This window comes from Pseudomonas tensinigenes (assembly GCF_014268445.2).
Lineage (GTDB): Bacteria > Pseudomonadota > Gammaproteobacteria > Pseudomonadales > Pseudomonadaceae > Aquipseudomonas > Aquipseudomonas tensinigenes.
The window spans coordinates 2438083-2452762 of the sequence record NZ_CP077089.1; the positions used below are offsets into that span (position 1 = coordinate 2438083).

A 14680-nucleotide genomic window follows, 5' to 3' on the forward strand; every position below is an offset into this window, starting at 1 on the left:
GTCATGGATTTAAGCTTGATCCATCGCATCACTTACCCAAATTGGAGACAACCATGAAAAACATCATCGGTATTTACACCAGCCCGCGCGGCCATTGGGTCGGCGATGGTTTCCCGGTTCGCACGCTGTTTTCCTACGACAACCTGGGCAAACACATCAGCCCGTTCCTGCTGCTCGATCACGCTGGTCCCGCCGATTTCACCCCGACCACCGAGCGACGTGGCGTTGGTCAGCATCCGCACCGTGGTTTCGAAACCGTGACTATCGTTTATGAAGGCGAGGTTCAGCACCGCGACTCGACCGGTAGTGGCGGCGTGATCGGCCCGGGCGATGTGCAATGGATGACCGCCGCTTCCGGGATCCTTCACGAGGAGTTTCACTCGGAAAACTTCGCCAAAACCGGCGGCAAACTGGAAATGGTCCAGTTGTGGGTCAACCTGCCGGCCAAGGACAAAATGGCCGCGCCGGGCTACCAGACCATTCTCGACAGCGACATCCCGAGCATCGTGCTCAAGGACAACGCCGGTAGCCTGCGGCTGATCGCCGGTGAGTTCGATGGCCACACCGGCCCGTCGCGTACCTTCACGCCGATCGACGTGTGGGATCTGCGCCTCAACGCCGGCAAGTTGCTGACGCTCGATCTGCACGAAGGCCGCAACACCGCGCTGGTGGTGTTGAAAGGCTCGGTGCAGGTCAACGGTGTGGAAGCGGTGCGCGAAGGGCAGTTGGCGCTGTTCGAACGTGACGGCCAGCAACTGACTCTCGAAGCCAGCCAGGACGCGGTCGTCTTGCTGCTCAGCGGCGAGCCGATCGACGAACCGATCGTCGGCCACGGCCCGTTCGTGATGAACACCGAGCAGGAAATCCACCAGGCCTTCGCCGACTTCCAGTCCGGCCGCTTCGGCCAGATGCACGCTTAACGCACCACCACTCCGCTCTACACAGGACGCGTAGGCCGGTTCGCAGGCCAGGGATGGCTGTTGCCTATAGAAAAGAGGAAACACCCATGAACACTGTCAATGCAGCGAACTTCGACGGCCAGAAACCGACCATCGATGCCAGCGACGCAGCGATGCTGCTGATCGACCACCAGAGCGGTCTGTTCCAGATCGTCAAGGACATGGACGTGCCGCAACTGCGCGCCAATGCCATCGCACTGGCCAAAGCCGCGACCCTGTTGAAGATGCCGGTAATCACCACCGCCTCCGTGCCGCAAGGGCCGAACGGGCCGTTGATCCCGGAGATTCACGAAGCGGCGCCGCATGCGCAATACGTGGCGCGCAAAGGCGAGATCAATGCCTGGGACAATCCGGAATTTCACGCAGCGGTCAAAGCCACCGGCAAGAAAACCCTGGTGATCGCCGGGACCCTGACCAGCGTCTGCCTGGCGTTCCCGTCCATCGCCGCCGTGTACGAAGGCTACAGGGTGTTTGCCGTGGTCGACGCGTCCGGCAATCACTCAAAACTCGCCACTGATCTGACCGTTGCCCGTTTGGCCCAGGCCGGGGTGGTGCCGATCGACATCATGGCTACGCTTTCCGAGCTGCAAGGCTCGTGGAACCGTCCCGATGCCGAGCAGTGGGCGGCCGTCTACGCCCAGGCCATGCCGCATTATCAATTGCTGATCGAAAGCTACCTCAAGGCTCAGCAAGTCGCGAACGAACACGAAGTGCTGGATTCCCAGCGCTGATCGAGTCTCCTGAGGCCGACCATCGGTTGGCCTCTACCACCCGCGAGGATTACTGCAATGACCACTCAATACAAACGTCTGGACAAGAACAACGCTGCGGTGCTGCTGGTCGACCATCAGGCCGGGCTGCTGTCGCTGGTGCGTGACATTGAGCCGGACAAATTCAAGAACAACGTGCTGGCGCTGGCCGATCTGGCCAAGTACTTCAAACTGCCGACGATCCTCACCACCAGTTTTGAAACCGGCCCCAATGGTCCGCTGGTGCCGGAACTCAAGGCACTGTTTCCCGATGCGCCGTACATCGCTCGTCCGGGGCAGATCAACGCCTGGGACAACGAAGACTTCGTCAAGGCGATCAAGGCCACCGGCAAGAAGCAGTTGATCATCGCCGGTGTGGTGACGGAAGTCTGCGTGGCGTTCCCGGCGCTGTCGGCGCTGGAAGAAGGCTTCGACGTATTCGTGGTGACGGATGCATCCGGTACGTTCAACGAACTGACCCGGGAATCGGCGTGGAACCGCATGTCCAGTGCCGGTGCGCAATTGATGACCTGGTTCGGTCTGGCCTGCGAGCTGCATCGCGATTGGCGCAACGACATTGAAGGGCTGGGCACGCTGTTCTCCAACCACATCCCGGATTACCGCAACCTGATGACCAGCTACAGCACCCTGACTAACGGCAAATAACCCAGGCCTTACGCAATACCTGTAGGAGTGAGCCTGCTCGCGATAGCGGTGGGTCAGTCAAAGAGATTTCGACTGATACCCCTCCATCGCGAGCAGGCTCACTCCTACATGGGGTTTGTGGTGTTTTGGCGCGGGTGTTCATGCTGTGAAATCAATTGCTCCTACACTTGCTCAATCTGTGCGATCTTCTCGCGATTGGCCCCCGTCGGAGTTGTTTGATGCTGTCTCTGCTCACCGAACACCCGTTGTTCTGCGCGTTGATCCTGATCCTCCTCGATCTGGGCTTGTGGCGTCTGATCAGTTCCCATGGCAGCGAGTGGAAACTGCTGGTGCGGGTGCTGATTTTCACTTTGTTCAGCGTGCTGCTGTTCAACGAAGGCCTCAACCCGATGGAGCCGGCGCCGTGGGCCGACAACGTGCCGCTGCACCTGGCAGCGACCGGGTTGCAGATTGGCTGGTGGTTGTTCGGTGCGCGCACCCTGACGGTGTTGATCGGCGCGGTGATGATGCAGCGGGTCGGCCACACCGGGCGGCTGTTGCAGGATCTGCTCGGCGCGGTGATTTTCCTCATCGCGATCATTGCTGCGCTGGCCTATGTGCTGGATCTGCCGGTCAAAGGCGTGCTGGCGACGTCCGGTGCGCTGGCGATCATCGTCGGTCTGGCTTTGCAGAGTACGTTGAGCGATGTGTTCTCCGGGATCGTCCTCAACACCACCAAGCCGTATCAACTGGATGACTGGATTTCCATCGACGGCACCGAAGGCCGGGTCACCGATATCGACTGGCGCGCCACGCGCCTGCAAACCAGTCAGGGCAGCATGGCGGTGATTCCCAACTCGCTGGCGGCCAAGGCCAAGATCATCAACTTCAGTCGGCCGAGCAATATGTTTGGCGTCGCGGTCAGCGTGCAGGTCAGCCCGCATGCGCGGCCCAGTTCGGTGATTGATGCACTGGAGCGGGCGATGCAGGGCTGTCGCCAGTTGCTCGACACACCTGCACCGAGCGTCGCACTGAAAAGCTCCGGCAGCAGTGGTGCGGAATACGAGATCAGTGGCTTCGTTGCATCGATGGGCGAGAAGCGCGTGGTGCGCAATCAGCTGTTCGATCTGGCCTATCGGCACTTGCAGGCGTCTGGGGTCAATCTGCTGTCGAGCGATGAAAGCACTGCGCCGACCAACCTGTCGCGGCCTCGGGCGCTGCTCGACAGTTCGCCAATCTTCTCCACCCTGCGTCAGGAAGAGAAAGACACCTTCAGTCAGAACATGAGCCAGCAAACTTTCCGCGCCGGTGAAGTCATTCTTGCGGGCGGCGAGGTCAGCGATCACCTGTTCATTATTGAGTCCGGCGTGGTTTCGGTGACGTTGAAACGCCACGGTACGCCGTTCGAATCCGGGCGCATGGGACCCGGCGAGGTGATTGGCGAGGCTGGGATTCTTGCCGACACCTCGCTGCCGGCGGACTTTTCGGCGAAAACCTTCTGCGTGCTGTACCGCATTGAAAAGTCCTATCTCAAGCCGTGCCTCGACGCCCGTCACGACATCAACGACGCGATGCAAGCCTTGCTTGATTATCGCCTGCACAAGGCGCAATCGCTGACCGAGGAAACGCCGGTGGTCGCACCGAAAAAAGGCTTTCTGCAATGGCTGCGCAATCGCGCCTGAGCATTACCGGTCGCGGGCGAGTTTCTGTTCCAGTTGTTGGCGTACCTGCGGCCACTCGTCGTCGATGATGCTGAAGCGCACCGAGTTGCGCTTGCGTCCGTCCGGCATGATCCGCTCATGACGGACGATGCCTTCCTGCTGCGCGCCAAGGCGCAGAATCGCGTTGCGTGACTTCTGGTTGTTCTCGTCGGTGGTGAACTGCACACGCACGCAATCAAGCACGTCGAAGGCGTGACACAGCATCAGGTACTTGGCTTCGGTGTTGACGAAGGATTTCTGCCAACTCGCGGAGATCCAACTGCTGCCGATTTCCAGCTTGCGATTGAGCGGGTCTATTTTCCAGAAGCGGGTTGAACCGATCACTTCCCCGGTGTCTTTCAAGACAATGACAAACGGCATCACGGTACCGGCGTCACGGCCATCGAGGGCTTTTGTCAGGTAGCTGTCGACGGTGCTTGCTGAAGGCACGACCGTGACGGTGAGATTCCACAGCTCGCCGTCGGCGGCCGCGTGGAGCAGGGCGGCGGCATCGGCATACTCAAGCGGGCGCAGAAGAATGCGCTGACCTTGCAGCGTGGTTTTCATAGCGATCAGGTCTCGGCAGTGCGGGCGAAAGGCGAGCGCCTATTACGCCGTACCGGGCGGATCCGATGCAACCGCCACGATGTTCACGAGGTCACAATTTTCACAGCCCACGGGCAGGAGCCTGCGCCGATGAAAAACCTGCGGATAGCCACCTACAACGTCAACGGTTTACGGGCGCGTCTGCCAAATCTGCTGGATTGGCTCAAGCGCGAACAACCGGACATCGCCTGCCTGCAAGAACTCAAATCCGTCGACACGGCGTTCCCCGCCGCCGAACTGGAAGCCGCCGGTTATGGTGCGATATGGCAGGGGCAGGCGGCATGGAACGGCGTGGCGATTCTCGCCCGCGACGCGCAACCGTTGGAGAGCCGGCGCGGTCTGCCGGGTGATCCCGATGACCAGCACAGCCGTTATCTGGAAGCAGCGGTGCACGGCGTTCTGGTCGGGTGCCTGTACCTGCCCAACGGCAATCCGCAGCCGGGGCCGAAATTCGATTACAAACTGGCCTGGTTCGAACGGCTGATCAGCTACGCGAAGGACCTGCAAAGCAGCGATCACCCGGTGGTGCTGGCCGGTGACTACAACGTTGTGCCCACTGATATGGATATCTACAACACCCGTTCCTGGCTCAAGGATGCGCTGCTGCAACCTGAGAGTCGCGAGTGTTATCAGCGCTTGCTGGATCAAGGCTGGACCGACTCTCTACGGCATCTGTATCCCGAGGATCGCCTCTACACGTTTTGGGATTACTTTCGCCAACACTGGCAAACCAATTCCGGCCTGCGCATCGATCATCTGCTGCTCAACCCGGCGCTGAGTCCTTATCTGCATGAGGCCGGCGTAGACGCCTGGGTGCGCAACGAACCGCACGCCAGTGACCATGCGCCGACGTGGATTCGTATCGGTTCACGCAAGAAACGCTAGCGGGCGATTGGCGAAATCAATTGTCGAAAACAGTGCCCGATCCCGTATACATGGCGACCATCAACGCAGTGACCTGCGGCCCCATGCATAAGGATCGAGCAATGAGTGAGCCACGCCTGACGAATCTGAAGCTGTACCTGCAACGCCTCGGGTTTGATGCCCCGCCGGCGCCCACGCTGGAGAGCTTGCGATTATTGCAACTGCGCCACACCGGCGTGTTTGCTTTCGAGAACCTGGCGACGATCACCGGGGCGCCGGTACTGATCGACCTGCCGTCCATTGAAGAGAAAGTCCTGCTCGGTGGTCGCGGTGGCTACTGCTATGAGCTGAACAATCTGTTTTTTGCCTTGTTGCTTGAACTGGGCTTCGACGCACGCGCTATCAGCGGGCGTGTAGTGATGAATCAGCCGGAAGGCAGTTGGACGGCGCGCACGCACCGCTTGAGTCTGGTGACCATCGACGATGTGCGCTACATCACCGATGTCGGCTTCGGTGGCATGGTGCCGACTGCACCGCTGCTCCTCGACACCGAAGCGGAGCAACCAACGCCACACGAACCTTATCGCATTGAAAAACAGCCCGACGGCTACATGCTGCGTGCCAAGGTGGCGGGGGAATGGCGATCGATGTACCTGTTCGATCTGCAACGCCAGGAAGACATCGATTACACCATTGGCAACTGGTACGTCTCGACACATCCTGAGTCACCGTTTACCCAGCGTCTAATGGTTGCGCGTACTGGTGAGGGCTGGCGCAAGACGCTGAACAACGGCAGTTTCGCTGTTCATCGCATGGGCGCCGAGAGCGAGCGGCGTGAGGTCGCGGATGTAGAAGATCTACTCGGCCTGCTTGAGGTTGAGTTCGGGATACGCGTCGCGCGCCCAGAGTTGTTAAGGCCGGTGCTCGGACACCTTGTCCAGCCTGGTCAGGGATCCTCAGCGTAAGCATCGACCTGGATCGTGAAGCGATTGATCTTCGCCCACGACTCCCGTTGCCTGACCTCTGTTTCCTCTGAGCCAATGCTGATCAGGTAGTTGATGCCTGTTGCTGGATCTCTGAATCCATTTTGGGTCGAGTCCCAGACACAACAGGCGCGCGTGATCGGCGAAATCCCGAAGTGCTGTTCAAGGTACTGTTCGGCTTTCGAAGCATTGGCCCCGGATACTTCGTAGCTGGCTGAAAATGGCTGGCCCATGCGATCAAGCGCCTGTTTGCAGCCTTTGAATTCAACAAACGGCGGCTTGTCTGCGAGCTTCGACAGAAAGTCATCACAGCCAAAGTCGGCACTGGCATTGGCACTGCTGGCAATGACCAACAGCAGCGCGGGTATCAATCGGATAAGTAGCAACCGTTTCAATTATTTCTCCACCAGCAATTCACCGACATATTTCCCGCCTTCACCTTTGACTCGCCGGCAGATCAGGTAGTCGTAAACATCGTTCCATTTGATCAGCTCATAAAAGGTTACACAGCCGTCGGACAAATGGCCGACGTGGATGTAACGACTGCTGTTGCCTTTTGTGCCTTGCAGTTCGATTGGAAACCAGACGTCGGTGCAATGCAGATTACCTTGTGCCTTGTAGCCACCTGTGGAGATATTTCCGTGGGAGCGGTCGGGTGCCATGATCCGGTGGCGTCCGGGAGGAATCGGGGTAAATTCGCCGCCCCACTGGCTGTTCAGCGTCACCTTCGCCGTTTTGCCATTGAAGCTGACCTGTGCCCATTGCTGCAGGAGTTTGCCTTTGAACTCCGATATCGCATGGGCCGGTGCTCCGGTGTACTTGACCTTGACGGTGGCCGGCGCTGTGGGCGGGGTGTCCATCAGGTACTTCAAGGCATTTTCGGTTTTCAGGCTGGCCGTCTGCCCGACAAACTCAGAATTGCCGTCGGCGATGCGGAAGTAGGTCCGACCACCGGATTCCTTGGTGAAGGTCACTTTGGTGTATTCGCAGAGGGCGACAAGTGTGCCCTTAGGCTCGAGTTTGACACTCAGCCAACCGTTTTCGTCAGCCCGTTTGGTGTATTTGGTGACAACGACCGCCGGATGCGTACTGCCACCCTGTCGGTTCGAGGGAGCCTGGTTATTGTTGAGGATTGCCTGCGCCATGCTGGTTACAGCTCCTTTCAGGTGAATTCAGCCGCTGGTTTTTTTCTGCTCAGGCTAGGTCGTCAGGCTCCAGATGCAGCATTTCGCTCGCGCGGGTCGACACTCTTTGAGTCAGTCCGCGCTCATTGGTGACACCGCGGATTACCTTGCCCGACGCGGTGGTGATCTTGTAAGCGAAGTCGGGTACGGGCTCGCCATCGGCGTCCAGCAACGTGAACTGTTCGTCGAAACCCAAATTGATCGGCGGAACGGGGCTGATCGCTGCGCCACCGCCGCTCTGGCCAATGATGACGGTGCCGGAACCGCCGACGATAACGTCGCCGTGGCTGCCCAGACTGCCTTGCGTGGCGGCGTTTTTACCATTGATGAAAACGGTCGCGGAAATGTTGCCGCTGATGGAGCTGCCGCAAGAGGCGGGGTCGCCGAGGCGCGCGGCTGGCAAACCATCGAAGAATACGTCGGGGGAGCCGGCAACTATTTTCTGCGCCGCATGGGCAGGGCATGTTGTGGCGTCTGTGGCGCGTGCAGCGGGTTTTCCACTCATGGTGACTTCCTTTTCTTGCCCGGCAGGGGCATCCGTTGATCCGTACGGCATCGCTTCTGATCGTGCCACGTGATGAGGGGGGTACTCAAGTCATCAGGGCGTTTGAGTGACGAGTAACCCGTCTCTGATATTTTGTATACAAAACCATAGACACTTGTCGCGAGTTTTGAATACAGTGTGCGCATAACAAAAACCAGGGAACCTCCCACCATGAAAACGCCCCATGTTTCACACCAACGGCCCGAGGACGAAAATCTCGGGGTCGGCGCGAATATGGCTTACGGCCTGCAACATGTTCTGACCATGTACGGCGGTATCGTTGCGGTGCCACTGATCATCGGCCAGGCGGCCGGCCTGTCGCCGGCGGACATTGGTTTGCTGATTGCTGCTTCATTGTTTGCGGGGGGGCTGGCGACGCTGCTGCAAACCCTGGGTCTACCGTTTTTTGGCTGTCAGTTGCCGCTGGTGCAGGGCGTGTCGTTCTCCGGCGTGGCGACCATGGTCGCGATCGTCAGCAGTGGCGGGGAGGGCGGCTTTCAATCCGTGCTCGGCGCGGTGATAGCGGCGTCGTTGATTGGCTTACTGATAACGCCGGTGTTCTCACGCATCACCAAGTTCTTCCCGCCGCTGGTCACTGGCATCGTGATCACCACCATCGGCCTGACGCTGATGCCGGTGGCCGCACGCTGGGCGATGGGCGGCAACAGCCACGCGCCTGACTTCGGCAGCATGCAGAACATCGGTCTGGCGGCGGTGACGCTGGTGCTGGTGTTGCTGCTGAGCAAGGTCGGCAGCTCGACCATCTCGCGTCTGTCGATCCTGTTGGCCATGGTGATCGGCACGATACTGGCGGTATTCCTCGGTATGGCGGACTTCTCCAACGTCACCACCGGGCCGATGTTCGGCTTCCCGACGCCGTTCCATTTCGGCATGCCAACCTTCCACTTCGCCGCGATTCTGTCGATGTGCATCGTGGTCATGGTGACGCTGGTGGAAACTTCGGCGGACATTCTGGCGGTCGGTGAAATCATCGGCACCAAGGTCGATTCCAAGCGTCTGGGCAACGGCCTGCGGGCGGACATGCTGTCGAGCATGTTTGCGCCGATCTTCGGTTCGTTCACCCAGAGCGCCTTCGCCCAGAACGTCGGGCTGGTGGCAGTAACCGGGATCAAGAGCCGTTACGTGGTGGCCACTGGCGGCATCTTTCTGGTGATCCTTGGCCTGCTGCCGTTCATGGGCCGGGTCATTGCGGCGGTACCGACTTCGGTGCTCGGTGGTGCCGGTATCGTGCTGTTCGGTACCGTGGCGGCCAGCGGCATCCGTACGCTGTCGAAAGTTGATTACCGCAACAACGTCAACCTGATCATCGTTGCCACCTCTATAGGCTTCGGCATGATCCCGATTGCTGCGCCGAACTTCTACGATCACTTCCCGAGCTGGTTTGCGACCATTTTCCACTCGGGCATCAGCTCGTCGGCGATCATGGCGATCCTGCTCAACCTGGCCTTCAACCACTTCACCGCCGGTAACTCGGATCAGCAATCGGTGTTTGCGGCGGCGGAAGAGCGGACTTTGCGTTACCGCGACCTGGCGGCGCTGCGTGAAGGTGACTACTTCAGCGATGGCAAGCTGCATGACTGCGATGGCAAGGAAGTGCCGGTGATCGAGCCGGATGATCACGACCATGGGCAGGGTGCGCCGAAGGTGCAGGTGAAAAGCAGCGAGCATGTCTGACCGCTGTAGCTGAATAGAAAAGGGTCGATCTGTTAACCGCAGATCGGCCCTTTTTCATTTCAAGATCAAAAGATCGCAGCCTTCGGCAGCTCCTACACAGATCTCATACTCCGCCGATTCTGCGGATGAACGCTGAATCTGTAGGAGCTGCCGAAGGCTGCGATTTTCTGAGCTTTTCGAGCGCCCACAAAAAAGCCCCTGAATCTTTCGATTCAGGGGCTTTGCTATTTGGCTCCACAACCTGGACTCGAACCAGGGACCCAATGATTAACAGTCATTTGCTCTACCAACTGAGCTATTGCGGAATTGGTGCGTATGTTACTGATTCAAAAAGAGAAGTCAAGCATCGGTTGCGAAAATGAGTGAATCTTCGGGACGGACGGTGGTTTGTCAGCGATTGACGGTTACCAGAACCGTAGCAGAGGTCTACCATGGCCGCCCGGAAGTGGTCACACGCGCTGCCGGCCATTCGCCGAAAAGGTACGTGACATGAAGCAGTCAATCCGCAACAACGAGGTGTTCGCATGAGCATCGCGCAAATCAGCTTGCCCAAAGGCGTCGGCCCCCACGCCGAAAAACTCTTTGATGCAATCACCCAGGCCAGCACCCCTGAAGAGCTGAACCGCGCTGGCGGCAAGGCCGAAGGGTTCGTCCTCGGTCTGGAAAGCACCAAGGCGATCAAAAGCCAGATCGCCGAATCGCTGTATGTCGTTTATGACGATGCCGCGACTCAGCGCGCGAGCGAACTGGCTTAACTGCCGAAGGTGATAGTGCCCAGCATCAGTTTGGCGTAGGCCGCAGTGGCTGCCAGTTGCACCAGCCACAGCGCCAGGCCACCGAGAAACACCCCGGCCGCTACTTGCAGCACCAGGCTTTTTTCGCGTTTGGCCGAGGCACGGGGGATGAAATCATCCAGGTCGTCACGGTCGGCGCGCAGGTTGTCGTTTTTCATGTGGTTTCTCTCAAAAAACTCGGGTGTACACAAAACCTGTAGGAGTGAGCCTGCTCGCGAATGCGGTGGGTCAGTTGCCATCGTTGTTGGCTAACAGACCGTATTCGCGAGCAGGCTCGCTCCCACAATTTTGATTTGTGTGCAGTCTAGAGGGTATAGGGCGTTATTCGGGACAAATAAAAACGGGAAGCCCCCAAGGCTTCCCGTTTTTCATCACGCAGCGAAATCAGATGACCTGAACAATCGCATCCGTCACTGCCTTGATGTTGCTCTGGTTCAGCGCAGCCACGCAGATACGGCCGGTGTCGAGGGCGTAGATGCCGAACTCGTTACGCAGGCGATGCACTTGCTCAGTGGTCAGGCCGGAGTAGGAGAACATGCCGCGCTGACGACCAACGAAGCTGAAGTCGCGGCCCGGTGCTTTCTCGGCCAGCAGGGCAACCATCTGCTCGCGCATGCCGCGAATGCGCAGACGCATTTCAGCCAGTTCCGCTTCCCACTGCGCACGCAGTTCCGGGCTGTTCAACACCGCAGCAACGATGCTCGCACCGTGGGTCGGCGGGTTGGAGTAGTTGGTGCGGATCACGCGTTTGACTTGCGACAGCACACGCGCGCTTTCTTCTTTCGATTCGCTGATGATCGACAGGGCGCCAACGCGCTCGCCGTACAGCGAGAACGATTTGGAGAACGAGCTCGAGACGAAGAAGGTCAGGCCGGACTCAGCGAACAGGCGCACGGCAGCGGCGTCTTCATCGATGCCGTCGCCAAAACCCTGGTAAGCCATGTCGAGGAACGGCACGTGACCTTTGGCTTTAACCACGTCCAGCACTTTGTTCCAGTCCGCCGGGGTCAGGTCGACGCCGGTCGGGTTGTGGCAGCAAGCGTGGAGGATAACGATCGAGCCGTTTGGCAAGGCGTTGAGGTCTTCGAGCATGCCAGCACGGTTTACGTCGTGGGTGGCGGCGTCGTAGTAACGGTAGTTCTGCACCGGAAAACCGGCGGTTTCGAACAGCGCGCGGTGGTTTTCCCAGCTCGGGTCGCTGATCGCCACGACGGCGTTCGGCAGCAGTTGCTTGAGGAAGTCGGCACCGATTTTCAGTGCGCCGGTCCCGCCGACAGCCTGAGTGGTGATGACGCGACCGGCGCTGATCAGCGGCGAGTCGTTGCCGAACAGCAGCTTTTGCACGGCCTGGTCGTAGGCAGCGATGCCATCGATCGGCAGGTAACCGCGCGAAGCGTGTTGAGCGACGCGAATCGTCTCGGCTTCGATCACGGCGCGCAGAAGTGGAATTCGCCCCTCTTCGTTGCAGTACACGCCAACGCCCAGGTTGACCTTGGTGGTCCGGGTATCGGCGTTGAATGCTTCGTTGAGGCCCAGGATTGGATCGCGGGGTGCCATTTCGACAGCGGAGAACAGGCTCATTATTGCGGCGGCTCTGAATGGAGAATGGAGGGACGTGTCGCGCTCCAGCCGGATGCACTAGAGCGGTGCACAAACGGGGAGCTAGTATAGAGGCCATTACTGAACAATGGCGACAGGCGATTCGGCTTTTCGGGTAAGTTTTTCCGATTATTTCTTGACCGTTAGTCGACTGCGCGTGTCAGAGTCTTTACCGGATGTAGGACGTTTGCCTTGAAAGGTGAGGCAATCGCCACCACATTGAGCACAATCCAGGTTTTTTCTTGCGCGACACCGGTCGTTTGCGGTCGTCCCCGTGGTGCTCCGCTTTGCTCGGAATGCCGCGATTCCAGAGGTGTTTATGTCCGAATTCCAGCTCGTCACCCGCTTCGAGCCCGCCGGCGATCAGCCGGAAGCCATTCGCCAATTGGTCGAGGGCATCGAGGCCGGCCTGGCGCACCAGACGCTGCTCGGTGTGACCGGCTCGGGCAAGACCTTCAGCATCGCCAATGTCATCTCGCAGATACAGCGCCCGACGCTGGTATTGGCGCCGAACAAGACCTTGGCTGCGCAGTTGTACGGCGAGTTCAAGGCGTTTTTCCCGAACAACGCCGTCGAATACTTCGTTTCCTACTACGACTACTACCAGCCCGAAGCCTATGTGCCGTCGTCCGACACTTTCATCGAGAAGGATGCGTCGATCAACGACCACATCGAGCAGATGCGCCTGTCCGCGACCAAAGCGTTGCTGGAGCGCAAGGACGCGATCATCGTCACTACGGTGTCGTGCATCTATGGTCTCGGTAGCCCGGAAACCTATCTGAAGATGGTTTTGCACGTCGATCGCGGCGACAAGCTCGATCAGCGTGCGCTGCTGCGGCGTCTGGCCGATCTGCAATACACCCGCAACGACATGGATTTTGCCCGTGCGACCTTCCGTGTGCGCGGCGATGTGATCGACATCTACCCGGCGGAATCCGATCTGGAAGCGATCCGCATCGAGCTGTTCGATGACGAGGTCGAAAGCATTTCCGCATTCGACCCGCTGACCGGCGAAGTCATCCGCAAGATGCCGCGCTTCACCTTTTACCCGAAGAGCCACTATGTGACGCCACGGGAAACCCTGCTCGACGCCATCGAACACATCAAAGTCGAATTGCAGGAGCGCCTCGAATACCTGCGCAGCAACAACAAACTGGTCGAGGCTCAACGTCTGGAACAGCGCACCCGTTTCGACCTGGAAATGATCCTCGAGCTGGGTTACTGCAACGGCATCGAAAACTACTCGCGCTACCTGTCCGGGCGTCCGGCCGGTGCCGCGCCGCCGACCCTTTACGATTACCTGCCAGCCGATGCCTTGCTGGTGATCGACGAGTCCCATGTCAGCGTGCCGCAGGTCGGCGCGATGTATAAGGGCGACCGTTCGCGTAAGGAAACCTTGGTCGAATACGGCTTCCGTCTGCCTTCCGCGCTGGATAACCGGCCAATGCGTTTTGACGAGTGGGAAGGGGTCAGCCCGCAGACCATTTTTGTTTCGGCAACCCCGGGCAACTACGAAGCCGAGCACGCCGGGCGGGTGGTCGAGCAAGTGGTACGGCCGACCGGTCTGGTCGATCCGCAGGTTGAAGTGCGCCCGGCGTTGACTCAGGTCGACGATCTGCTCTCGGAAATCAGCAAACGCGTGGCGGTCGAGGAGCGGGTGCTGGTCACCACGCTGACCAAGCGCATGGCCGAAGACCTCACCGATTACCTCGCCGACCACGGTGTGCGCGTGCGTTATCTGCACTCGGACATCGACACCGTCGAGCGCGTGGAAATCATTCGTGATCTGCGCCTCGGCACCTTTGACGTGCTGGTGGGGATCAACCTGCTGCGAGAAGGTCTGGACATGCCGGAAGTGTCGCTGGTGGCGATTCTTGATGCCGACAAGGAAGGCTTCCTGCGCTCCGAGCGTTCGCTGATCCAGACCATCGGCCGCGCCGCGCGTAACCTCAATGGTCGGGCGATTCTCTACGCTGACCGCATGACCGGTTCGATGGAGCGGGCGATCGGCGAAACCGAGCGTCGTCGTGACAAGCAGATAGCGTTCAACTTGGAAAACGGCATCACCCCGCGCGGTGTGATCAAGGACGTCGCCGACATCATGGAAGGCGCCACTGTGCCGGGCTCGCGCAGCAAGAAGCGCAAAGGCATGGCCAAGGCTGCGGAAGAGAACGCCAAGTACGAAGCCGAACTGCGCTCGCCGAGCGAGATCACCAAACGCATCCGTGCGCTGGAAGAGAAGATGTATCAGCTGGCGCGGGATCTGGAGTTTGAAGCGGCGGCGCAGATGCGCGATGAGATTGCCAAACTGCGCGAGCGGCTTTTGGCTGTTTGATCTTCATTGCCTGAGCGGGCCTC

At 59.2% G+C, this 14680-nt stretch carries 15 protein-coding genes and 1 tRNA gene; 9 read left to right on the forward strand and 7 right to left on the reverse strand.

Annotated elements, in window-relative coordinates:
- The first annotated feature begins 53 nt into the window (after positions 1–53).
- The 4 genes from HU718_RS10615 to HU718_RS10630 all read left to right on the forward strand — a co-directional run bounded on the left by HU718_RS10615 (position 54) and on the right by HU718_RS10630 (position 4035).
- Positions 54–920: a pirin family protein gene (locus tag HU718_RS10615; protein WP_186613623.1), complete on the forward strand. Its 867-nt coding sequence runs from the start codon at positions 54–56 to the stop codon at positions 918–920.
- Positions 921–1006: 86 nt separating this feature from the next.
- Positions 1007–1690: an isochorismatase family protein gene (locus tag HU718_RS10620; protein ID WP_186613620.1), complete on the forward strand. Its 684-nt coding sequence runs from the start codon at positions 1007–1009 to the stop codon at positions 1688–1690.
- 57 nt (positions 1691–1747) lie between these two features.
- On the forward strand, positions 1748–2374 hold the full coding sequence (gene ycaC, locus HU718_RS10625) for an isochorismate family cysteine hydrolase YcaC (protein ID WP_102900931.1): 627 nt from the start codon (positions 1748–1750) through the stop codon (positions 2372–2374).
- A gap of 218 nt (positions 2375–2592) precedes the next feature.
- Positions 2593–4035 (forward strand): mechanosensitive ion channel family protein, encoded by a 1443-nt coding sequence (locus tag HU718_RS10630; RefSeq protein ID WP_186613618.1) that lies wholly within the window; start codon positions 2593–2595, stop codon positions 4033–4035.
- A 3-nt stretch (positions 4036–4038) separates the two neighbouring features.
- Here the strand turns inward: HU718_RS10630 and HU718_RS10635 are convergent, their stop codons facing one another.
- Positions 4039–4620 (reverse strand): GNAT family N-acetyltransferase, encoded by a 582-nt coding sequence (locus HU718_RS10635; RefSeq protein ID WP_150705736.1) that lies wholly within the window; start codon positions 4618–4620, stop codon positions 4039–4041.
- Between the two features lie 129 nt (positions 4621–4749).
- Here HU718_RS10635 and xth point away from each other — a divergent pair, with 129 nt between their 5' ends.
- Complete coding sequence (gene xth, locus HU718_RS10640; protein ID WP_186613616.1) at positions 4750–5544, forward strand: exodeoxyribonuclease III; 795 nt, start codon at positions 4750–4752, stop codon at positions 5542–5544.
- Positions 5545–5645: 101 nt separating this feature from the next.
- Positions 5646–6488 carry an arylamine N-acetyltransferase family protein gene (locus tag HU718_RS10645; protein ID WP_186613614.1) on the forward strand — a complete coding sequence of 281 codons (843 nt, stop codon included), beginning with the start codon at positions 5646–5648 and terminating at the stop codon, positions 6486–6488.
- On the opposite strand, the gene HU718_RS10650 is transcribed toward HU718_RS10645, so the two are convergent.
- From HU718_RS10650 to HU718_RS10660, 3 genes are read right to left on the reverse strand one after another with little or no spacing between them, the layout of a single operon-like run.
- On the reverse strand, positions 6470–6901 hold the full coding sequence (locus HU718_RS10650) for a DUF4952 domain-containing protein (RefSeq protein ID WP_186613612.1): 432 nt from the start codon (positions 6899–6901) through the stop codon (positions 6470–6472). The genes HU718_RS10645 and HU718_RS10650 overlap by 19 nt on opposite strands.
- Entirely contained in the window at positions 6902–7651 is a 750-nt protein-coding gene (locus HU718_RS10655) for a hypothetical protein (protein ID WP_102900937.1), read from the reverse strand.
- Between the two features lie 49 nt (positions 7652–7700).
- Entirely contained in the window at positions 7701–8195 is a 495-nt protein-coding gene (locus HU718_RS10660) for a PAAR domain-containing protein (protein WP_102900938.1), read from the reverse strand.
- Positions 8196–8405: 210 nt separating this feature from the next.
- Here HU718_RS10660 and HU718_RS10665 point away from each other — a divergent pair, with 210 nt between their 5' ends.
- Entirely contained in the window at positions 8406–9929 is a 1524-nt protein-coding gene (locus HU718_RS10665) for a nucleobase:cation symporter-2 family protein (RefSeq protein WP_095123368.1), read from the forward strand.
- Between the two features lie 229 nt (positions 9930–10158).
- Here HU718_RS10665 and HU718_RS10670 read toward each other — a convergent pair.
- Positions 10159–10234, reverse strand: a tRNA-Asn gene (locus tag HU718_RS10670).
- Positions 10235–10453: 219 nt separating this feature from the next.
- Here HU718_RS10670 and HU718_RS10675 point away from each other — a divergent pair.
- Positions 10454–10684 carry a hypothetical protein gene (locus HU718_RS10675; protein ID WP_110719707.1) on the forward strand — a complete coding sequence of 77 codons (231 nt, stop codon included), beginning with the start codon at positions 10454–10456 and terminating at the stop codon, positions 10682–10684.
- Here HU718_RS10675 and HU718_RS10680 read toward each other — a convergent pair.
- Both HU718_RS10680 and HU718_RS10685 read right to left on the reverse strand, forming a co-directional pair.
- The gene (locus HU718_RS10680) at positions 10681–10881 is read right to left on the reverse strand and encodes a hypothetical protein (RefSeq protein WP_016983541.1); all 201 of its coding nucleotides are present in this window, start codon (positions 10879–10881) and stop codon (positions 10681–10683) included. The genes HU718_RS10675 and HU718_RS10680 overlap by 4 nt on opposite strands.
- Positions 10882–11107: 226 nt before the next feature.
- Positions 11108–12304: an amino acid aminotransferase gene (locus HU718_RS10685; RefSeq protein WP_186613610.1), complete on the reverse strand. Its 1197-nt coding sequence runs from the start codon at positions 12302–12304 to the stop codon at positions 11108–11110.
- A gap of 337 nt (positions 12305–12641) precedes the next feature.
- On the opposite strand from HU718_RS10685, the gene uvrB reads away from it, so the two are divergent.
- Complete coding sequence (gene uvrB / locus HU718_RS10690; RefSeq protein ID WP_007913411.1) at positions 12642–14657, forward strand: excinuclease ABC subunit UvrB; 2016 nt, start codon at positions 12642–12644, stop codon at positions 14655–14657.
- Positions 14658–14680 lie beyond the last annotated feature (23 nt).